At 56.7% G+C, this 20,886-nt stretch carries 19 protein-coding genes and 1 riboswitch; of the genes, 7 read left to right on the top strand and 12 right to left on the bottom strand.

Annotation, left to right across the window (positions count from 1 at the left end):
* The first annotated feature begins 14 nt into the window (after positions 1-14).
* On the top strand, positions 15-4,238 hold the full coding sequence (gene rpoC / locus OTG14_RS16795) for a DNA-directed RNA polymerase subunit beta' (protein WP_023309968.1): 4,224 nt from the start codon (positions 15-17) through the stop codon (positions 4,236-4,238).
* A gap of 57 nt (positions 4,239-4,295) precedes the next feature.
* Here the strand turns inward: rpoC and OTG14_RS16800 are convergent, their stop codons facing one another.
* From OTG14_RS16800 to OTG14_RS16845, 10 genes are all read right to left on the bottom strand, one after another.
* Entirely contained in the window at positions 4,296-4,613 is a 318-nt protein-coding gene (locus OTG14_RS16800; protein ID WP_008503455.1) for a PTS lactose/cellobiose transporter subunit IIA, read from the bottom strand.
* The gene (locus OTG14_RS16805) at positions 4,613-4,921 is read right to left on the bottom strand and encodes a PTS sugar transporter subunit IIB (RefSeq protein ID WP_023334100.1); all 309 of its coding nucleotides are present in this window, start codon (positions 4,919-4,921) and stop codon (positions 4,613-4,615) included. The genes OTG14_RS16800 and OTG14_RS16805 overlap by 1 nt, the downstream gene beginning before the upstream one ends.
* 180 nt (positions 4,922-5,101) lie before the next feature.
* Positions 5,102-6,643, bottom strand: a complete 1,542-nt coding sequence (locus OTG14_RS16810; protein WP_267215402.1) for a sensor domain-containing diguanylate cyclase — start codon at positions 6,641-6,643, stop codon at positions 5,102-5,104.
* 336 nt (positions 6,644-6,979) lie between these two features.
* Entirely contained in the window at positions 6,980-8,107 is a 1,128-nt protein-coding gene (thiH, locus tag OTG14_RS16815) for a 2-iminoacetate synthase ThiH (protein WP_248166160.1), read from the bottom strand.
* On the bottom strand, positions 8,104-8,874 hold the full coding sequence (gene thiG, locus OTG14_RS16820) for a thiazole synthase (RefSeq protein WP_267215404.1): 771 nt from the start codon (positions 8,872-8,874) through the stop codon (positions 8,104-8,106). The genes thiH and thiG overlap by 4 nt, the downstream gene beginning before the upstream one ends.
* A gap of 1 nt (position 8,875) precedes the next feature.
* Positions 8,876-9,076 carry a sulfur carrier protein ThiS gene (gene thiS / locus OTG14_RS16825; RefSeq protein WP_024908257.1) on the bottom strand — a complete coding sequence of 67 codons (201 nt, stop codon included), beginning with the start codon at positions 9,074-9,076 and terminating at the stop codon, positions 8,876-8,878.
* Complete coding sequence (locus tag OTG14_RS16830; protein ID WP_061716173.1) at positions 9,060-9,815, bottom strand: HesA/MoeB/ThiF family protein; 756 nt, start codon at positions 9,813-9,815, stop codon at positions 9,060-9,062. The genes thiS and OTG14_RS16830 overlap by 17 nt, the downstream gene beginning before the upstream one ends.
* Entirely contained in the window at positions 9,802-10,443 is a 642-nt protein-coding gene (thiE, locus tag OTG14_RS16835) for a thiamine phosphate synthase (protein WP_208763399.1), read from the bottom strand. Before thiE ends, OTG14_RS16830 begins: the two co-directional genes overlap by 14 nt.
* Positions 10,443-12,338: a phosphomethylpyrimidine synthase ThiC gene (thiC, locus tag OTG14_RS16840; RefSeq protein ID WP_267215408.1), complete on the bottom strand. Its 1,896-nt coding sequence runs from the start codon at positions 12,336-12,338 to the stop codon at positions 10,443-10,445. The genes thiE and thiC overlap by 1 nt, the downstream gene beginning before the upstream one ends.
* Before the next feature lie 79 nt (positions 12,339-12,417).
* Positions 12,418-12,529: riboswitch (TPP riboswitch) on the bottom strand.
* Between the two features lie 54 nt (positions 12,530-12,583).
* A complete protein-coding gene (locus OTG14_RS16845; protein ID WP_023334107.1) occupies positions 12,584-13,081 on the bottom strand; it encodes an Rsd/AlgQ family anti-sigma factor in 498 nt (165 codons plus the stop codon).
* A 95-nt stretch (positions 13,082-13,176) separates the two neighbouring features.
* Here OTG14_RS16845 and nudC point away from each other — a divergent pair, with 95 nt between their 5' ends.
* From nudC to OTG14_RS16875, 6 genes are all read left to right on the top strand, one after another.
* Positions 13,177-13,950 carry an NAD(+) diphosphatase gene (nudC, locus tag OTG14_RS16850; RefSeq protein ID WP_267215413.1) on the top strand — a complete coding sequence of 258 codons (774 nt, stop codon included), beginning with the start codon at positions 13,177-13,179 and terminating at the stop codon, positions 13,948-13,950.
* Positions 13,951-13,988: 38 nt separating this feature from the next.
* A complete protein-coding gene (gene hemE / locus OTG14_RS16855) occupies positions 13,989-15,053 on the top strand; it encodes a uroporphyrinogen decarboxylase (protein ID WP_024908252.1) in 1,065 nt (354 codons plus the stop codon).
* Between the two features lie 9 nt (positions 15,054-15,062).
* On the top strand, positions 15,063-15,734 hold the full coding sequence (nfi, locus tag OTG14_RS16860; protein WP_032648402.1) for a deoxyribonuclease V: 672 nt from the start codon (positions 15,063-15,065) through the stop codon (positions 15,732-15,734).
* A 41-nt stretch (positions 15,735-15,775) separates the two neighbouring features.
* Positions 15,776-16,366, top strand: coding sequence for a YjaG family protein (locus OTG14_RS16865; protein WP_008503468.1), 591 nt, complete (start codon positions 15,776-15,778; stop codon positions 16,364-16,366).
* Between the two features lie 186 nt (positions 16,367-16,552).
* On the top strand, positions 16,553-16,825 hold the full coding sequence (hupA, locus tag OTG14_RS16870; protein ID WP_002445246.1) for a nucleoid-associated protein HU-alpha: 273 nt from the start codon (positions 16,553-16,555) through the stop codon (positions 16,823-16,825).
* Between the two features lie 11 nt (positions 16,826-16,836).
* Positions 16,837-17,529 carry a DUF1481 domain-containing protein gene (locus OTG14_RS16875; protein ID WP_024908250.1) on the top strand — a complete coding sequence of 231 codons (693 nt, stop codon included), beginning with the start codon at positions 16,837-16,839 and terminating at the stop codon, positions 17,527-17,529.
* Positions 17,530-17,575: 46 nt separating this feature from the next.
* Here the strand turns inward: OTG14_RS16875 and purD are convergent, their stop codons facing one another.
* On the bottom strand, positions 17,576-18,868 hold the full coding sequence (gene purD / locus OTG14_RS16880) for a phosphoribosylamine--glycine ligase (protein WP_048990364.1): 1,293 nt from the start codon (positions 18,866-18,868) through the stop codon (positions 17,576-17,578).
* Positions 18,869-18,883: 15 nt separating this feature from the next.
* Positions 18,884-20,473, bottom strand: coding sequence for a bifunctional phosphoribosylaminoimidazolecarboxamide formyltransferase/IMP cyclohydrolase (purH, locus tag OTG14_RS16885; RefSeq protein ID WP_048990362.1), 1,590 nt, complete (start codon positions 20,471-20,473; stop codon positions 18,884-18,886).
* Positions 20,474-20,886: the final 413 nt, after the last annotated feature.

Below are 20,886 nucleotides of genomic sequence, written 5' to 3' on the forward strand. Positions count from 1 at the left end.
ACGGGAGCAAATCCGTGAAAGATTTATTAAAGTTTCTGAAAGCGCAGACTAAAACCGAAGAGTTTGATGCGATCAAAATTGCTCTGGCTTCGCCAGACATGATCCGTTCATGGTCTTTCGGTGAAGTTAAAAAGCCGGAAACCATCAACTACCGTACGTTCAAACCTGAGCGTGACGGCCTTTTCTGTGCGCGTATTTTCGGGCCAGTAAAAGATTACGAGTGCCTGTGCGGTAAGTACAAGCGCCTGAAACACCGTGGTGTGATCTGTGAGAAGTGCGGCGTTGAAGTGACCCAGACCAAAGTGCGTCGTGAGCGCATGGGCCACATCGAGCTGGCGTCTCCGACCGCTCACATCTGGTTCCTGAAATCTCTGCCGTCCCGTATCGGTCTGCTGCTGGATATGCCGCTGCGTGATATCGAACGCGTTCTGTACTTCGAATCTTATGTGGTAATCGAAGGCGGGATGACGAACCTGGAACGTCATCAGATCCTGACTGAAGAGCAGTATCTGGACGCGCTGGAAGAGTTCGGTGACGAATTCGACGCGAAGATGGGTGCGGAAGCTATTCAGGCCCTGCTGAAGAGCATGGATCTGGAGCAAGAGTGCGAGCAGCTGCGTGAAGAGCTGAACGAAACCAACTCCGAAACCAAACGTAAAAAGCTGACCAAGCGTATCAAACTGCTGGAAGCGTTCGTTCAGTCTGGTAACAAACCAGAGTGGATGATCCTGACCGTTCTGCCGGTTCTGCCGCCAGATCTGCGTCCACTGGTTCCGCTGGATGGTGGTCGTTTCGCAACGTCCGATCTGAACGATCTGTATCGTCGCGTTATCAACCGTAACAACCGTCTGAAACGTCTGCTGGATCTGGCTGCGCCGGACATCATCGTACGCAACGAAAAACGTATGCTGCAGGAAGCGGTAGATGCCCTGCTGGATAACGGTCGTCGCGGTCGTGCGATCACCGGTTCTAACAAACGTCCTCTGAAATCTTTGGCCGACATGATCAAAGGTAAACAGGGTCGTTTCCGTCAGAACCTGCTCGGTAAGCGTGTTGACTACTCCGGTCGTTCTGTAATCACCGTAGGTCCATACCTGCGTCTGCATCAGTGCGGTCTGCCGAAGAAAATGGCACTGGAGCTGTTCAAACCATTCATCTACGGCAAGCTGGAGCTGCGTGGCCTGGCCACCACCATCAAAGCCGCGAAGAAAATGGTTGAGCGTGAAGAAGCTGTCGTTTGGGATATCCTGGACGAAGTTATCCGCGAACACCCGGTACTGCTGAACCGTGCACCAACCCTGCACCGTTTGGGTATCCAGGCATTTGAGCCAGTCCTGATCGAAGGTAAAGCTATCCAGCTGCACCCGCTGGTTTGTGCGGCATATAACGCCGACTTCGATGGTGACCAGATGGCTGTTCACGTACCGCTGACGCTGGAAGCCCAGCTCGAAGCGCGTGCGCTGATGATGTCTACCAACAACATCCTGTCTCCAGCGAACGGTGAGCCAATCATCGTTCCTTCTCAGGACGTTGTATTGGGTCTGTACTACATGACCCGTGACTGTGTTAACGCCAAAGGCGAAGGCATGGTGCTGACTGGCCCGAAAGAAGCTGAGCGTATTTACCGCGCTGGCCTGGCCTCTCTGCATGCGCGCGTTAAAGTGCGTATCACCGAATACGAAAAAGATGAAAACGGCGAATTCGTTGCGAAAACCAGCCTGAAAGACACGACCGTTGGCCGTGCGATTCTGTGGATGATCGTACCGAAAGGTCTGCCTTTCTCCATCGTCAACCAGGCGCTGGGCAAGAAAGCGATCTCCAAAATGCTGAACACCTGTTACCGCATTCTGGGTCTGAAGCCGACCGTTATCTTCGCTGACCAGACAATGTATACCGGCTTTGCTTATGCAGCGCGTTCAGGTGCATCTGTTGGTATCGATGACATGGTCATCCCAGAGAAGAAACACGAGATCATCTCTGAAGCGGAAGCCGAAGTTGCTGAGATCCAGGAGCAGTTCCAGTCTGGTCTGGTTACCGCGGGCGAACGCTATAACAAAGTTATCGATATCTGGGCAGCGGCGAACGATCGTGTATCCAAAGCGATGATGGATAACCTGCAGACCGAAACCGTGATTAACCGTGACGGCGTAGAAGAGCAGCAGGTTTCCTTCAACAGCATCTACATGATGGCCGACTCCGGTGCGCGTGGTTCCGCAGCACAGATTCGTCAGCTGGCAGGTATGCGTGGTCTGATGGCGAAGCCAGATGGCTCCATCATCGAAACGCCAATCACCGCGAACTTCCGTGAAGGTCTGAACGTACTCCAGTACTTCATCTCCACGCACGGTGCTCGTAAAGGTCTGGCGGATACCGCACTGAAAACAGCGAACTCCGGTTATCTGACGCGTCGTCTGGTTGACGTTGCGCAGGATCTGGTTGTGACCGAAGACGATTGTGGCACCCTCGAAGGTATCACCATGACCCCGGTTATCGAGGGTGGTGATGTTAAAGAGCCACTGCGCGATCGCGTTCTGGGTCGTGTGACCGCGGAAGACATTCTGAAGCCGGGTACTGCAGACATTCTGGTTCCACGCAACACGCTGCTGCACGAGCACTGGTGTGACCTGCTGGAAGCGAACTCTGTTGACTCAGTGAAAGTGCGTTCCGTTGTATCCTGTGACACCGACTTTGGTGTATGTGCGCACTGCTACGGTCGTGACCTGGCGCGTGGCCACATCATCAACAAAGGTGAAGCAATCGGCGTTATCGCGGCACAGTCCATCGGTGAGCCGGGTACACAGCTGACGATGCGTACGTTCCACATCGGTGGTGCGGCATCTCGTGCGGCTGCTGAATCCAGCATCCAGGTGAAAAACAAAGGTAGCATCAAGCTCAGCAACGCGAAGTCTGTTGTTAACTCTGCAGGCAAGCTGGTTGTGACCTCTCGTAACACCGAGCTGAAACTGATCGACGAATTCGGTCGTACCAAAGAGAGCTATAAAGTGCCTTACGGTGCGGTTATGGCGAAAGGTGATGGCGAGCAGGTTGCTGGCGGTGAAACCGTTGCAAACTGGGATCCACACACCATGCCGGTTATCACCGAAGTAAGTGGTTTCATCCGCTTTACTGACATGATCGACGGCCAGACCATTACTCGTCAGACCGACGAGCTGACCGGTCTGTCTTCTCTGGTGGTTCTGGATTCTGCTGAACGTACTACCGGTGGTAAAGATCTGCGTCCTGCGCTGAAAATCGTTGATGCTCAGGGTAACGACGTTCTGATCCCTGGTACCGACATGCCTGCGCAGTACTTCCTGCCGGGTAAAGCGATCGTTCAGCTGGAAGATGGCATTCAGATCGGTGCGGGTGATGCTCTGGCGCGTATTCCACAGGAATCCAGCGGTACCAAGGACATCACCGGTGGTCTGCCACGCGTTGCGGACCTGTTCGAAGCGCGTCGTCCGAAAGAGCCTGCAATCCTGGCTGAAATCAGCGGTATCATCTCCTTCGGTAAAGAGACCAAAGGGAAACGCCGTCTGGTTATCACTCCAGTAGATGGTAGCGAACCGTACGAAGAGATGATTCCTAAGTGGCGTCAGCTCAACGTGTTCGAAGGTGAACGTGTAGAACGTGGTGACGTGGTTTCCGATGGTCCAGAAGCGCCGCACGACATTCTGCGTCTTCGTGGCGTACACGCGGTAACGCGTTACATCACCAACGAAGTGCAGGACGTTTACCGTCTGCAGGGCGTTAAGATTAACGATAAGCACATCGAAGTTATCGTTCGTCAGATGCTGCGTAAAGCAACCATCGAAAACGCTGGCAGCTCTGAGTTCCTGGAAGGCGAGCAGGTTGAATACTCACGCGTCAAGATCGCTAACCGCGAACTTGAAGCGAACGGCAAAATCGGTGCGACCTTCTCGCGCGATCTGCTGGGTATCACCAAAGCGTCTCTGGCAACCGAGTCCTTCATCTCTGCAGCATCGTTCCAGGAAACGACTCGTGTCCTGACCGAAGCCGCTGTTGCTGGTAAGCGTGATGAACTGCGCGGCCTGAAAGAGAACGTCATCGTGGGTCGTCTGATCCCGGCCGGTACCGGTTATGCGTACCACCAGGATCGTATGCGTCGTCGTGCTGCGGGCGAACTGCCAGCTGCACCGCAGGTGACTGCTGAAGATGCATCCGCGAGTCTGGCAGAACTGCTGAACGCAGGTCTGGGTGGTTCCGACAACGAGTAATCGTTGAGTCGCTAATAAAAAACCCGCCTCGGCGGGTTTTTTTACATCTGCATGTTTTCAATTCACCAGCGGGATCCGACGATAAAGCTCAATCATATCGCCCGCCAGATCCTGAATGACCATCGCGTTCATCAGGTGATCCTGAGAGTGAACGGTGATCAGATTAACCGGAAGCTTCCCGGTTCCCTCATCAAGACCGATAAGCTGCGTCTGGATCGTGTGCGCATGCTTCACATATTCACGCGACTCTTCCATCGCTTTTTCTGCTTCGTCAAACTCACCTTTACGCGCCATCTGTAACGCCGTCAGGGCCGCACTGCGCGCCGCGCCTGCGTTGACCAGCAGTTCCATAATCGTGGTTTCTAAGTCTTCCATTATGACTCCAGAAGTTTGAGCGCTTTTTCCAGTACGGCATCACCTTTCATCATGCCGTAATCCATCATGTCGATCACCGCGACCTTTTTACCTAGCGGCTCGGCCTGTGCCTGGAGTTTGGCCTGCTCGTATTTAACCTGTGGCCCCAGCAATACGATGTCGGCCGTTGCGATGTTGTCTTTAAACTCCGCAACCGGAACGGCTTTAATCGTGACTTCAACCCCTTTTTTCTGCGCGGCGTCTTTCATACGTTGAACCAGCATGCTGGTTGACATTCCCGCTGCACAGCATAAAACGATGTTCTTCATAATCAGCCTCGATCTACATGTGTTTATTGATAATTATCCCGTGCAGACCGCTTCAACAACCGGTTTACCGCGATTGTGTGTCAGGCATCACAAAGAAACCGGCGATTTTCTGAAACCGGTTACAATTTTGCATTGTCGGGTACCCGGCCCGTGGAAGCGGGCAGGGTGAAAGAGGGAGGATTAGCTGATGGACGTTCGGTTGATGCGGTTTTTGCCCTGCTGTTTGGCGCTGTAAAGAGCGTTATCAACGCTTCCGATAAAGTGCTCCAGCGGTTCAAAATGCCACTCCCCAAGACCGCCGCTGAACGTAACCCGCAGGTTTTCTTCCCGCCAGACACGTTTTTCAACAGCGGTACGCCATGCTTCCAGTAATGAGAGCGCAGAAGTCATCTGCTCAGCCTGGAAAATTACCGCAAACTCTTCTCCACCATAACGGTAAAGCGAGACGTGATGTGGCTGCATGATCTGGAGCCCTTCGCGGGCCACGTTACGCAGAACGATATCACCGGTCAGATGGCCCAGCGTGTCGTTAATCGACTTGAAGTTATCAATATCCACCAGCGCCATCGCGAAAGGCTGCTGGGCATTCAGCAGCTCCGCGATATCGCTATCGAACGCGCGGCGGTTTTTACAGCCCGTCAGCGCATCGTGAGTGGCCTGACGCACATAGGCCATCTCACGCTCTTTATTGGACTGAATCGTGTGGCTCAGCATCGCTTCCAGGCGCGGCGCCTCGCTGACGTCGCCGGTTTTGATGGCATTGATAATATGCATCAGCACGCTACGCGAGGCGTGGCGGAGGTATAAGCCGAAGAGGATGATGATGATGGCCGCCAGCGCAAACCCCCAGCCAACGATCGTCGTTTCGTGGCGGGTAATATCGGTGAGCGTTGCATCCGATACCCGGTAAATGACAAACCAGTCCGGGTTGGTAAACGAGTAGTAGTAATACCAGGCGTTGCTTTTCTTGTCGTAAAGGTGGCCTTCACCGCTGGTCATTTTGTCCATCAGCGCTTCGCTCACGTACTGCTTGAAGAGCGCGCCGGTATCCGGATGCAGCACCACAGCACCGTCACGCTCGACGACGAAAAATTCCCCCTGAACGGGCGCCACCATCTGACGCAGGGTGTAGCCCATTGATGTCAAATCGAGATGAAACGCGAGCGTTCCCTTCAGTCTGCCTTCTGGTGAAATCACTGGCTTATAAAGAGTGACCGTGGGATGCCCCGTAAAGTAATCCATATAAGGACGGGTATAGTGGCTGAAGATGCTGGCTTCCGCCTGAGCGACAAACCACGGTCGCGTCCGGGGATCGAAGGTTTTACTCGTCTCCGTGGGGAGCACTTCCGGTGCGCGGAGGTAATGCCCCTGCGTGTCCGCCAGCGAGATGGAGGAGACGGTCGGCATCAGGTTCTGCAAATGCATCATCATCTGCAGCCCCTGCGTCGGATTGACGTTCAGCGTCTCGTTTAGCCTGTCGTCACGTGCAAAGTACATCGCGGAACGGCCCAGGATATAGTCGTTTTCACGCAGGATAGATTCGGTGTAGTTCACCGCCAGGTTGTGCGTGAAATTGCTATTGATCTTATGATAATCCTCAAGAAAATCCTTTCGTTGCGATAGCGTCACCGCGATCGCGATCACCGCAAAACTGCAGAGGATCCCCGCGAAGCTGAGCATGATTGGCCGGGTAAAAGAGAGCTTTTTGCTGTGAAGTGCCATGAGCTGTACATCGTTCCTGATGGTGAATACTGTTCGTCTGCCGATATCCTCTCAGCATAGTCGCTGTCCTGCGGTTAGCGGTGAATTATACGGCACACGATTTCTGACGGGATGATTTATCTTAAGAACCATTAAGAAAATACTTATTCACCTGGCTGGGGCCGTTTGTGCAATGAACCAGAGGCAGGGCGAAACGAGGAAGAAGCTTTTCGCCCTGGTCAGCATCCGTTGCTGACCGTGTGACAATAAAAAACCGGACGATCGCTGACAATCCTCCGGTTTTGCCTTTTCGTCGCGCCTCGACAATTTTTTATGATGTTGCAGAGCGTTTCAACGTCACTGCGAGGCTCTTCCCAGCCAGCTGTCCCAGTCTTTCCAGACAGGCTGAAGACCCTGCGCCGTCAGAGCGGCGGCGACCGCTTCCGGACGTCGTCCATCATGCGGCGCAAACTGCTCGAGCTCCGGATGATCGTCGGCGTAGCCGCCAGGCTGTGTTTTGGAAAACGCGCTGACGTTGTTAATCGCAAGCGGGATAACGCGATCGCGAAACGCCGGGGACTCACGCGTTGAGAGCGATAATTCCACTTCCGGAGCGAGCAGGCGAAACGCGCAGATGGTTTGCACCAGCTGGCGTTCATCCATCAGCGAAGCCGGTTCAATCCCGCCCGCGCAGGGCCTCAGACGCGGGAAGGAGATGGAATAACGGCTCTGCCAGTAGCGCTGCTGAAGCCACAGCAAATGTTCCGCCACCATGTAACAATCCACCCGCCAGCTGTCGGAGAGCCCGATCAGCGCACCCAGACCGATTTTGTCGATGCCGGCGCGACCCAGCCTGTCCGGCGTTTCCAGCCGGAAAAAGAAATCCTGTTTCTTACCCTTCAGGTGGTGCCGGGCGTACGTCGCCTCGTGGTAGGTTTCCTGGTAGACCATGACCCCGTCCAGCCCGAGGGTTTTGAGCTCCGCGTACTCCTCCTGCGCCAGGGGCTGAACTTCCATCTGCAACGACGCAAACTGACGACGAATGGCGGGAAGGTGCTGACGGAAATAGTCCATTCCCACTTTCCCCTGATGCTCGCCCGTGACCAGCAGAAGATGTTCAAAGCCCATTTCACGAATAGCCGCACACTCACGGGCAATCTCACCTTCATCGAGCGTTTTACGTTTGATGCGGTTGCTCATGGAGAAACCGCAATAGGTGCAGTCATTGGCGCACAGGTTTGAGAGATAGAGCGGCACGTAGAAACTCACCGTGTTGCCAAAACGCTGGCGGGTGAGCCGCTGTGCTCGCTGGGCCATCGGTTCGAGGTACGCACTGGCCGCCGGGGAGAGCAGGGCCATCAGATCCTCGCGGGTCAGATGGCGGGCATTCAGCGCACGCTCCACGTCAGCCGCCGTTTTGCTGTTGATGCGCAGGGCAATGTCGTCCCAGTTAAGCTGCCGCCAGCGCTCGGTAAACGTGCTCATGAGATCGCCTCCAGAAAACCGGTCAGCGGGCTGGTGGCCTGCGCCTGGAAACTGCGCGAGCCGGGGCCGGACTCCCTTGCCAGCAACCCAGCCTCTACGGCCATGCGGAACGCACGCGCCATCATGACCGGATCGTCGGCAACCGCGATGGCCGTATTCACCAGCACCGCGTCGGCGCCCATCTCCAGCGCCTGTGCGGCATGGCTGGGCACGCCAATGCCCGCATCAACCACCACCGGCACGGTAGCCTGCTCAATAATGATTTCCAGCATCGCACGGGTCTCCAGCCCCTGGTTGGAGCCAATGGGGGCGCCCAGCGGCATGACGGCGGCGCAGCCGATCTCTTCCAGCCGTTTGCACAGGACAGGGTCGGCGCCGCAGTAAGGCAGGACGGTAAACCCTTGCTGCACCAGCTTTTCAGCCGCTTTCAGCGTTTCGATAGGGTCGGGCAGCAGCCAGCGGGCGTCAGGATGAATTTCCAGCTTCAGCCAGCGGGTGCCGAGCGCCTCGCGGGCCAGCTGCGCGGCGAAAATCGCCTCTTCGGCCGTTTTGGCACCGGAGGTGTTGGGCAGCAGCGTGACGCCTGCCTCCAGTAAAGGCGCCAGAATGGCATCGCTGTGATGACGCAGATCCACGCGCTTGAGCGCCAGCGTCACCAGCTGGCTGCCGCTTTCGCGAATGGCATCCACCATCAGCTGCGGCGAGGCGAATTTTCCGGTTCCGGTAAACAGATGTGAATCAAAGACTTTATCGGCAATACGTAACATCTCAGCCCCCTGCGATAACCTGAAACAGCAGGATCTGGTCGCCGTCATTGACCTGCTGATGTTCCCACTGCTCGCGCGGCAGGATCTGTTGATTGAGCGCCAGCGCCGTTCCCGGCTTGAGTTGACGCAGCTTGTCGAGCAGTACCGCAACGGTGAGCCCGTCTTCGCATCTCATCGGCTCATCGTTAAACAGAATGCGCATCGCGGCCTCCACATACCGGGCAGCGGCTGGCGCGGCGTAACGCCAGCTGGCGCCAGCCGGCTGAGCGGGCATCAAACAGCCGCAGCGTATTGCGTTCTGTCTCCATGCCGCTGAGCAGCTTGATGGCTTCCAGCGCCTGCATGGTGCCCATTACGCCGACCACCGGACCCAGAATGCCCGCCGTCCGGCAGTTGCGCGCTGGCTCGGCATCATCCGGCCACAGACAGCGATAGCAGCCCTGCGTCCACGGTGGCGTCAGAACCATCATCTGCCCGCCGAACCCCACCGCGCTGGCGGTGATAAGCGGCGTATGATTTGCCACGCAGGCGGCGTTAATCGCCTGGCGCGTCGCCATGTTGTCGGTACAGTCCAGCACCACGTCGGCAAGGGCGACTTCACGGTGCAGGCTTTCACCGCTAAGACGCTCCTGTAAGGCAATCAGCTCGATATCCGGGTTAAGCTGGTTCAGCCGCTGCCGGGTGATTTTTGCTTTCGGCTGGTTGATATCCTCGGTGGTAAAGAGGATTTGTCGCTGCAGGTTGCTGAGGTGAACCTCGTCGTCGTCGGCCAGCACCAGCGTACCGATACCTGCACCTGCCAGATAAAGCGCGGCGGGAGCGCCTAATCCGCCCAGACCGACAATCAGCACCCGGCTGGCGAGCAGCTTTTGCTGCCCGTCGATGGCGATATCTTCCAGCAGGATCTGACGGCTGTAGCGCATAAAATCACGATCGTTCATCGCCAGCTCCTGCCAGCTGTAACAGCTGTTCGGTGGCGGACCGCCAGTCTGCAGCCTGGGTGATGGCGCTGACGACGGCGATGCTGCCGACGCCGGTCTCCAGCACCGCCGGGGCGCGTTCAAGGCTGATTCCGCCGATGGCGACGGTGGGGTAATCGGCAAGGCGTTTAACGTGACTCGCCAGCTGCGTCAGACCCTGCGGTGCGGAGGGCATCTGCTTGGTTTGCGTCGGGAAGACGTGGCCCAGCGCGATGTAAGAGGGACGGGCCGCCAGGGCCACGTCGATCTCCATGTCATCGTGCGTTGACACGCCAAGACGCAGCCCGGCTTCACGGATAGCGCTCAGATCCGTTGTTTCGAGGTCTTCCTGACCCAGATGCACGCCGTAAGCCTGATGCTTAACGGCCAGCCGCCAGTAGTCGTTGATAAACAGGCGGGCGTTATACCGACGCCCCAGCGCGATGGCGGCAACCACATCGGCTTCCACCTCGTCATCGCGCTTATCCTTGATGCGTAGCTGGAGGGTGCGAACGCCTGCCTCCAGCAGTCGCTCTATCCACGCCACGCTGTCCACCACCGGATAGAGCCCTAAACGGTAGGGGACGGGTGGGAAATCGGGCTGGTACATTACGCCTCCTCTTTTTTGAGGTAGATTTCGCCGCCTTTGGCGCGGAAGGTTTCAGACATGTCCGCCATGCCCACTTCAATGGTTTGCGCTGCGGCGTAGTCACGCACTTCCTGGCTGATTTTCATCGAGCAGAATTTTGGCCCGCACATAGAGCAGAAGTGCGCGACTTTGCCTGATTCCTGCGGCAGGGTCTCGTCGTGATAGGCGCGGGCGGTGAACGGATCCAGCGCCAGGTTGAACTGGTCTTCCCAGCGGAATTCAAAGCGCGCCTTCGACATGGCGTTATCGCGGATTTGCGCCCCCGGGTGGCCTTTGGCCAGATCCGCCGCGTGGGCGGCAATTTTGTAGGTAATCAGCCCCTGCTTCACGTCCTCTTTGTTTGGCAGGCCGAGGTGCTCTTTCGGCGTCACGTAGCAGAGCATGGCGCAGCCGAACCAGCCGATCATCGCCGCGCCAATGCCTGAGGTGAAGTGGTCATAGCCCGGCGCAATATCGGTGGTCAACGGTCCCAGGGTATAGAACGGGGCCTCATGGCAGTGCTCCAGCTCTTCGGTCATGTTGCGGCGGATCATCTGCATCGGCACGTGTCCCGGGCCTTCAATCATTACCTGCACGTCATACTCCCAGGCGATTTTAGTCAGCTCGCCCAGCGTGTGCAGCTCGGCAAACTGCGCTTCGTCGTTGGCGTCGCGGATGGAGCCCGGACGCAGGCCGTCGCCCAGCGACAGGGAGACGTCATAGGCGGCGCAGATTTCGCAGATCTCGCGGAAGTGTTCGTAGAGGAAGTTTTCCTGGTGATGGGACAGGCACCACTTCGCCATGATGGAACCGCCGCGCGAGACGATACCGGTCAGACGCTTCGCCGTCATCGGCACGTAGCGCAGCAGCACGCCCGCGTGAATGGTGAAGTAGTCCACGCCCTGCTCGGCCTGCTCCAGCAGCGTGTCGCGGAACGCTTCCCAGGTGAGGTCTTCGGCAATGCCGTTGACCTTCTCCAGCGCCTGATAAATCGGGACGGTGCCAATCGGTACCGGGCTGTTACGCAGGATCCATTCGCGGGTTTCGTGAATATAGCGGCCGGTGGAGAGATCCATTACCGTGTCCGCGCCCCAGCGCGTGGACCAGACCAGCTTTTCCACCTCTTCTTCGATGGAGGAGGTGACGGCCGAGTTACCGATGTTCGCGTTGACCTTCACCAGGAAGTTGCGGCCGATAATCATCGGCTCGGATTCCGGGTGGTTAATGTTGGCGGGGATAATCGCGCGCCCGGCGGCCACTTCGTCACGCACAAACTCCGGCGTGATGTTCTCCGGCAGGCGAGCGCCAAAGCCTTCACCCGGATGCTGATAGCGCAGCACTTCGCTACGGATGCGCTCGCGACCCATGTTTTCGCGGATGGCGATGAATTCCATTTCCGGCGTGACGATGCCCTGGCGGGCGTAGTGCAGCTGGGTCACGCATTTGCCCGCTTTAGCGCGTTTTGGCGTCAGCAGGCCGGTAAAGCGCAGCTCGTCCAGACCGTCGTCGGCCAGGCGCTCTTTGGTGTACGCAGAGCTGCGTACGCTGAGTTCTTCGCAGTCGTTACGCGCCTCAATCCACGGCTGGCGCAGCTTAGCCAGACCCTGCTGGACGTTGATGGCAACATCAGGGTCGCCGTACGGACCGGAGGTGTCATACACCGGCACGGCTTCGTTGTCTTCGTACTGCGGGTTATCTTTGCTGCCGCCGATAAGCGTCGGGCTGAGCTGGATTTCGCGCATTGGGACGCGGATATCGGCCTGCGAGCCGGAAATGTAGATGCGTTTCGAGTTCGGGAAAGCGGTGCCTTCCAGGGTGTCGATGAAGTGTTGGGCCTGTGCGCGCTGTTCGCGGCGGGTCAGTTTTGCAGTAGACATAGCTCATTCCAAAAGTGAAGGACATGGCTTGTCAGACGACGGATGAAGCAAGAGAGGATCGCCCGGGGAGCGATACAACAGCAGTGTGACTCTTGTTCCCTTCGCAGGTATTAGCCTGATCAGGTTCCGCGGATCCCGAATTAACGGTCTCAGCCCGCGCTTTCAGGCGCTGGGCACTCCGACAAGAAAAATCCCCCTCGTGAGAGGGGCGAATGGTTGTAAATTACTCGTTAACGGTGAAGAACTCAAGCAGGGCGCGCGACGTTCTCTTCGTTACTGATGTTCAAATCATTGTCCAGCACGAGGGCGATCAGCTTATCTTCCAGCGTGAATCGCTCTTCCAGCGCTTCACCGAGGTCGGATAGCGCCCGCTGAAACTCAAGATAGTTATCGTGATCGATGGCGTTCTCGAGCGCGGAATCATAGTAATCCATGATCTGCTGGGTGTTGGCTTCCAGCAGCGGATAGAGCTTGCTGGCTGCTAAATACGGTGTTGTCCCTTCCATTTCGCGGATAATGCGTTCATAAATATTGAAATGGCCGTCGGACAGATAGTCGACCAGGCCCTGACAAAAATCATCCAGCGCTTTTTCATTCAGTCGCATAAACGATTCTTTGCCAGGCTTAATGCCGACCAGATTGTAATAAGCCACGAGTAGATGCTTGCGCACATGTAGCCAGCGATCCACCAGTTTGTTACTTCCTCTAACGCGCTCAGTCAGGCTTTCCAGCTGGTTTAACATGGTCGACTCCGCAAAATGTAGGATTGAATCTGCTTATCCAGAATGTAACCACAATGCTAACAACATGTCAGTGAAGCGAAGGTAGTGCAATAGATATGGATCGTATTATTGAAAAATCAGATCTTGGTTGGTGGATCGTCAGTCACGAACAAAAATTATGGCTCCCTGCCGGGGAAATCCCCTATGGCGCAGCTGAGACGTTTGATCTTGCTGGCCAGCCAGCGCTACAGATCGGCGAGTGGCAGGGTGAGCCCGTGTGGTTGATCCAACAGCCCCGCCGCCAGGATATGGGATCTGTGCGCCAGGTGCTGGATCTGGATGTCGGGCTGTTCCAGCTGGCGGGGCGCGGCGTGCAGCTGGCGGAGTTTTACCGCTCGCATAAATACTGCGGCTATTGCGGCCATACCATGCGTCCGAGCAAAACCGAATGGGCGATGCTCTGCAACCACTGCCGCGAACGCTACTATCCGCAGATTGCGCCGTGCATCATCGTCGCTATCCGCCGGGAGGATTCCATCCTGCTGGCGCAGCATACCCGTCATCGCAACGGCGTTCATACCGTGCTGGCCGGCTTCGTCGAAGTGGGCGAAACGCTGGAGCAGGCGGTGGCGCGCGAGGTGATGGAGGAGAGCGGGATCAAAGTGAAGAACCTGTGCTACGTCACCTCCCAGCCGTGGCCGTTCCCGCAGTCGCTGATGACGGCCTTTATGGCCGAATATGACAGCGGCGAGATCGTTATCGATCAGAAAGAGCTGCTGGATGCGAACTGGTATCGCTACGACGATTTACCGCTGTTACCTCCGCCGGGCACCGTGGCGCGTCGGCTGATAGAAGATACCGTGGCGATGTGTCGGGCCGAGTATGAGTAGTGTTACACTGAGGCCATGACGCTTAAGGAACTGCAAAAATGACCGAACTGAAGAACGATCGTTATCTGCGTGCGCTGCTGCGCCAGCCCGTTGATGTCACCCCGGTGTGGATGATGCGCCAGGCGGGACGCTATCTGCCAGAGTACAAAGCCACGCGCGCGCAGGCGGGCGATTTTATGTCGCTGTGCAAAAACGCCGAGCTGGCCTGTGAAGTGACGCTCCAGCCGCTGCGCCGCTTCCCGCTGGATGCTGCGATCCTCTTCTCGGATATCCTGACCATTCCGGATGCCATGGGCCTTGGCCTGTACTTCGAAACCGGTGAAGGCCCGCGTTTCACCTCCCCAATTAAAAGCAAAGCCGATGTGGATAAGCTGCCGATCCCCGATCCGGAAGGCGAGCTGGGCTACGTGATGAACGCCGTACGCACCATTCGCCGCGAGCTGAAAGGTGAAGTGCCGCTGATTGGCTTCTCCGGCAGCCCGTGGACGCTGGCAACCTATATGGTGGAAGGGGGCAGCAGCAAAGCCTTCACCCTGATTAAAAAGATGATGTACGCCGAGCCGCTGGCCCTGCATGCGCTGCTCGACAAGCTGGCGAAGAGCGTCACCCTCTATCTGAACGCGCAGATTAAAGCCGGTGCGCAGTCGGTGATGATTTTCGATACCTGGGGCGGTGTGCTGACCGGACGCGATTATCAACAGTTCTCCCTGTATTACATGCACAAAATCGTAGACGGCCTGCTGCGTGAAAACGAAGGTCGCCGCGTGCCGGTGACGCTGTTCACTAAAGGTGGCGGTCAGTGGCTGGAAGCGATGGCGGCAACCGGCTGCGACGCGCTGGGGCTCGACTGGACCACCGATATTGCCGATGCGCGTCGTCGCGTGGGTGACAAAGTGGCGCTGCAGGGCAACATGGACCCGTCCATGCTCTATGCGCCGCCAGCCCGCATTGAAGAAGAAGTGTCGACTATACTGTCTGGTTTCGGCCAGGGGGAAGGCCACGTCTTTAACCTCGGCCACGGTATTCATCAGGATGTACCGCCAGAGCACGCAGGCGTATTTGTGGAGGCGGTGCATCGGCTTTCTGCCCAGTATCACAAGTAAGGAGTCGTTATGGATCTCGCGTCGCTACGCGCTCAACAAATCGAACTGGCCTCATCGGTGATCCGCGAGGATCGTCTGGATAAGGATCCTCCGCAGTACATTGGCGGAGCAGACGTCGGGTTCGAGCAGGGTGGGGAAGTGACGCGAGCGGCGATGGTGGTACTGAAATACCCTTCGCTTGAGCTGGTGGAGTACAAGGTCGCGCGTATCGCGACCACCATGCCGTATATCCCGGGCTTTCTCTCCTTCCGCGAATATCCCGCGCTGCTGGCAGCGTGGGAGCAGCTCTCGCAAAAACCTGACCTGCTGTTTGTCGATGGGCATGGGATCTCACACCCGCGCCGTTTAGGCGTTGCCAGCCACTTTGGGCTGCTGGTGGATGTGCCGACCATTGGCGTTGCCAAGAAACGCCTGTGCGGCGCGTTTGAGCCACTCTCCGCCGAGCCGGGCGCGCTGGCACCGCTTATCCATAAAGGCGAGCAACTGGCGTGGGTCTGGCGCAGCAAGGCTCGCTGTAATCCGCTGTTCATCGCCACCGGCCATCGGGTGAGCATGGACAGCGCTCTGGCGTGGGTACAGCGCTGCATGAACGGCTACCGCTTACCGGAGCCGACGCGCTGGGCAGACGCGGTGGCCTCTTCGCGTCCGGCTTTTGTTCGTTGGCAGGAAATTCAGCGGTGATTCAGGTAAACTGCGCCTAATTTTCGATTCGAGAGATCATCATGCTACAAAACCCGATTCACCTGCGCCTTGAAAAGCTGGAAAGCTGGCAGCACGTCACCTTTATGGCTTGCCTGTGCGAGCGCATGTATCCCAACTATGCCGCGTTCTGTAAGCAGACGGGCTTTGGTGATGGCCATATCTACCGCCGCATTCTGGATCTGATCTGGGAAACGCTGACGGTGAAAGACGCGAAGGTGAATTTCGACTCTCAGCTCGAAAAGCTCGAAGAGGCGATTCCGGTAGCGGATGATTTTGACCTGTACGGCGTCTACCCGGCGATTGATGCCTGCGTGGCGTTAAGCGAACTGCTTCACTCCCGTCTGAGCGGTGAGACGCTGGAGCACGCTATCGAAGTCAGTAAGGCCTCTATCACTACCGTGGCAATGTTGGAAATGACCCAGGAAGGTCGCGAAATGACCGATGAAGAGCTGCGTGCAAACCCGGCCGTGGAGCAAGAATGGGACATTCAGTGGGAAATTTTCCGCCTGCTGGCAGAGTGTGAAGAACGCGATATTGAACTGATAAAAGGGCTGCGCGCGGACTTACGTGAGGCCGGTGAGAGTAATATTGGTATAATTTTTAACCAATGAGATAAGAAAACTTGAGATAACGCCCGTTTTGTCGCTCCTCGACTCTTCCCTTTCGCCCCTTGTCTGGTCTACATTTGGGGGGCGAAAAAAAGTGGCTATCGGTGCGTGTATGCAGGAGAGTGCTTTTTTGGCATTTTCGTCGCACTCGATGCTTAGCAAGCGATAAACACATTGAAAGGATAACTTATGAACAAGACTCAACTGATTGATGTAATTGCGGACAAGGCTGATCTGTCTAAAGTGCAGGCTAAAGCTGCTCTGGAATCTACCCTGGCTGCTATTACTGAGTCTCTGAAAGAAGGCGATGCTGTACAACTGGTTGGTTTCGGTACCTTCAAAGTGAACCACCGCGCTGAGCGTACTGGCCGCAACCCGCAGACCGGTAAAGAAATCAAAATCGCCGCAGCGAACGTGCCGGCATTTGTTTCTGGTAAAGCACTGAAAGACGCAGTTAAGTAAGACGCGTGGCAGTGAACAGTTTTAGCGAAGGGGCGGCAACGCCCCTTTTGTCTTTCTGGCGCGGAACGCTCGCGCTGGCAGGCATGCTGCTGCTGTCCGCCTGCAGCCACGACACCTCCCTGCCGCCGTTTACCGCCAGCGGCTACGCGGACAACCAGGGGGCAGTCAGGATCTGGCGCAAAGATTCCGGCGGCGAAGTGCATCTGCTTTCTGCCTTTAGCCCGTGGCATAACGGCAATACGTCGACGGCGGAATATCGCTGGCAGGGAGATGACCTGTCGCTGATTGAACTGAACGTCTACAGCAAGACCCCCGAACACGTGAAAGTGCGTTTTGACGACCATGGCGAGCTGAGCTTTATGCAGCGCGAAGTCAGCGGTCAAAAACAGCAGCTTTCCAGCGATCAAATCGCCCTCTACCGTTATCGTGCCGAACAAATTCGCCAGACCAGCGATGCGCTTCGTCTGGGACGCGTTGTGCTGCGCCAGGGGCGCTGGCATAACGACGGGACGGTAACCACCTGCGAAGGGCAAACGGTCAAGCCTGAGCTTGAATCCTGGGCGACCGAACACATTCAACGCCGTCAGCGTCATTCCTCAATGGAAGTGAGTGTGGCGTGGCTGGAAGCGCCGGAAGGCTCTCAGCTGCTGCTGGTGGCGAACGAAGACTTCTGTACCTGGCAGCCGACAGAGAAGAGTTTTTGAGGTAAATCCCCTCTCCCTTGAGGGAGAGGGTGAGGGCGAGGAGGAATTACTCCCCCTGCTCGCGCGCAATCGCGCGATAGCCGATATCCTGACGGCTAAAGCTACCGTTCCAGTGAATATCCGCCATCAGCGCATAGGCGCGCTTCTGCGCTTCTGCCACGGTATGACCCAGCGCGGTCGCACACAGCACGCGTCCGCCGTTGGTCAGAACGCGATCGTCTTCAGCCAGCTTCGTACCGGCATGGAACACCTTCGCACCGTCAATCTCTTCCAGCGGCAGACCGTGGATCTCATCCCCGGTGTTGTAATTACCCGGATAACCACCCGCAGCAATCACCACACCCAGAGATGCACGCTCGTCCCACTCTGACGTTTTCTCGTCCAGCTTACCTTCGCAGGCTGCCAGACACAGATCCACCAGATCGGATTTCATGCGCAGCATGATGGGCTGAGTTTCCGGATCGCCAAAGCGGCAGTTGAATTCGATAACCTTAGGGTTACCCTGCTTGTCGATCATCAGGCCCGCGTAGAGGAAACCGGTGTAGGTGTTACCTTCCGCCGCCATCCCTTTCACGGTTGGCCAGATGACGCGATCCATGGTGCGTTGATGAACTTCGTCAGTCACGACCGGAGCAGGGGAGTAGGCGCCCATTCCGCCGGTATTCGGGCCGGTATCGGCATTGCCTACACGCTTGTGGTCCTGGCTGGTGGCCATCGGCAGAACGTGCTCGCCGTCGACCATCACGATAAAGCTGGCTTCTTCACCGTCGAGGAACTCTTCAATCACGATACGGTGGCCCGCATCGCCGAAAGCGTTACCTGCCAGCATGTCCTGAACCGCGGCTTCGGCTTCTTCGAGCGTCATCGCGACGATCACGCCTTTACCGGCGGCCAGACCGTCGGCCTTGATAACAATCGGCGCGCCCTTCTCACGTAAGTAGGCCAGAGCAGGCTCCACTTCAGTGAAATTCTGATATTCCGCCGTCGGGATGTTATGACGCGCGAGGAAATCTTTGGTGAAGGCTTTGGAGCCTTCCAGCTGCGCGGCCCCTTGTGTTGGCCCGAAGATTGTCAGGCCCGCCGCGCGGAACGCGTCAACGACGCCAATCACCAGCGGCGCTTCCGGGCCGACGATGGTCAGGTCGATTTTCTCGCTCTGGGCAAAGCTCAGCAGCGCCGGAATGTCGGTTACGCCAATGGCAACGTTCTGTAGAGTCGGCTCCAGTGCGGTACCGGCGTTACCCGGCGCCACGAAGACCGTTTTCACCAGCGGAGACTGCGCCGCTTTCCACGCCAGCGCGTGCTCGCGTCCGCCGTTACCAATTACTAATACTTTCATTTTCAGCTCCGGGAATTAATGGCGGAAGTGGCGCATGTCGGTGAAGATCATCGCAATGCCGTGTTCGTCGGCGGCGGCAATCACTTCGTCGTCGCGGATTGAGCCGCCAGGCTGGATCACACAGGTGATGCCGACAGCAGCTGCCGCATCGATACCGTCACGGAACGGGAAGAACGCGTCAGAAGCCATGGCGGAGCCTTTCACTTCCAGACCTTCATCGCCTGCTTTAATGCCCGCGATTTTCGCGGAGTAGACGCGGCTCATCTGGCCAGCACCTATTCCGATGGTCATATTCTCTTTCGCGTAGACGATGGCGTTGGATTTGACGAACTTCGCCACTTTCCAGCAGAACAGCGCGTCACGTAGTTCCTGTTCGGTCGGCTGACGTTTGGTCACCACGCGCAGGTCGGCTTCTGTCACCATACCCAGATCGCGATCCTGAACCAGCAGGCCGCCGTTGACGCGTTTGAAGTCCAGGCCCGGCACGCGTTCTGCCCACTGGCCGCAAACCAGTACGCGCACGTTCTGTTTTGCAGCGGTAATTTTGAGCGCCTCTTCGGATGCGGATGGCGCGATGATCACTTCAACGAACTGGCGGGAGATGATGGCCTGAGCCGTTTCAGCATCCAGCTCGCGGTTGAAGGCGATAATGCCGCCGAACGCAGAGGTCGGGTCGGTTTTGTAGGCGCGATCGTAGGCATCCAGAATAGAGGTGCTTACCGCGACGCCGCATGGGTTGGCGTGCTTAACGATAACGCAGGCTGGCTCGCTGAACTCTTTCACGCATTCCAGCGCGGCGTCGGTGTCGGCAATGTTGTTATAGGAGAGCGCTTTGCCCTGAACCTGGTGGGCAGTCGCAACAGAGGCTTCTTTTACCTCTTCTTCTATATAGAAGGCAGCCTGCTGGTGGCTGTTCTCGCCGTAGCGCATATCCTGCTTCTTAATGAAGTTCAGGTTCAGGGTGCGCGGGAAGCGGCCGGAAGGATCTTTGCTTTCACCGTGGTAAGCCGGTACCAGGCTACCGAAGTAGTTGGCGATCATGCTGTCGTACGCGGCGGTGTGTTCGAAGGCTTTGATGGCGAGGTCGAAACGCGTTTCCAGGGTCAGCGACCCTTCGTTGGCATCCATCTCATTAATAATGGTTTCGTAATCGCTGCTCTTTACGACGATGGCGACATCTTTATGGTTCTTGGCCGCGGAGCGCACCATGGTCGGGCCGCCGATATCAATATTCTCTACGGCATCTTCCAGAGAGCAGCCTTCGCGGGCAACGGTCTGGGCAAACGGGTAGAGGTTAACAACCACCATGTCGATTGGTGCGATGTCATGCTGTTCCATAATGGCGTCGTCCTGACCGCGACGGCCAAGAATACCGCCGTGGACTTTTGGATGCAGGGTTTTGACGCGTCCATCCATCATTTCCGGGAAACCGGTGTAATCGGACACTTCGGTTACCGGCAGACCTTTATCTGCTAACAGGCGAGCGGTACCGCCTGTGGAAAGCAGCTCCACACCGCGTGCGGAAAGTGCCTGAGCGAATTCGACGATACCGGCTTTATCAGAAACACTGAGCAGAGCGCGGCGGACTGGACGACGTTGTTGCATGGTAAATCCCCTGGATTTCACGATTACAGAGAGCGTTAGATGAATTTTCCTGTGAAAAACTCATCTAACACACCTGACGAGGCATCCTTGTTAAGCGCGAGCATTTTAACGAAAACGTTTGCGCAACGCTCGCACATTTTCACTTTTTCGTATCATTGTGGATAAGTCTGTGTGTAAAAAGGTATAAGGCGGGGTTTTGCTGTGGAATGCAGCAGTCAGTCATTTTTCTGTCATTTAGCGGTTGCGGCCTGCGGAGAACTCCCTATAATGCGCCTCCATCGACACGGCGGATGTGAATCACTTCACACAACAAGCGGTTCGGTTGAAGAGAAAAAATCCTGAAATAACGGGTTGACTCTGAAAGAGGAAAGCGTAATATACGCCACCTCGCAACGGTGAGCGAAAGCCGCGTT

This window comes from Enterobacter pseudoroggenkampii, from assembly GCF_026420145.1.
GTDB classification, from domain to species: Bacteria; Pseudomonadota; Gammaproteobacteria; order Enterobacterales; family Enterobacteriaceae; genus Enterobacter; species Enterobacter pseudoroggenkampii.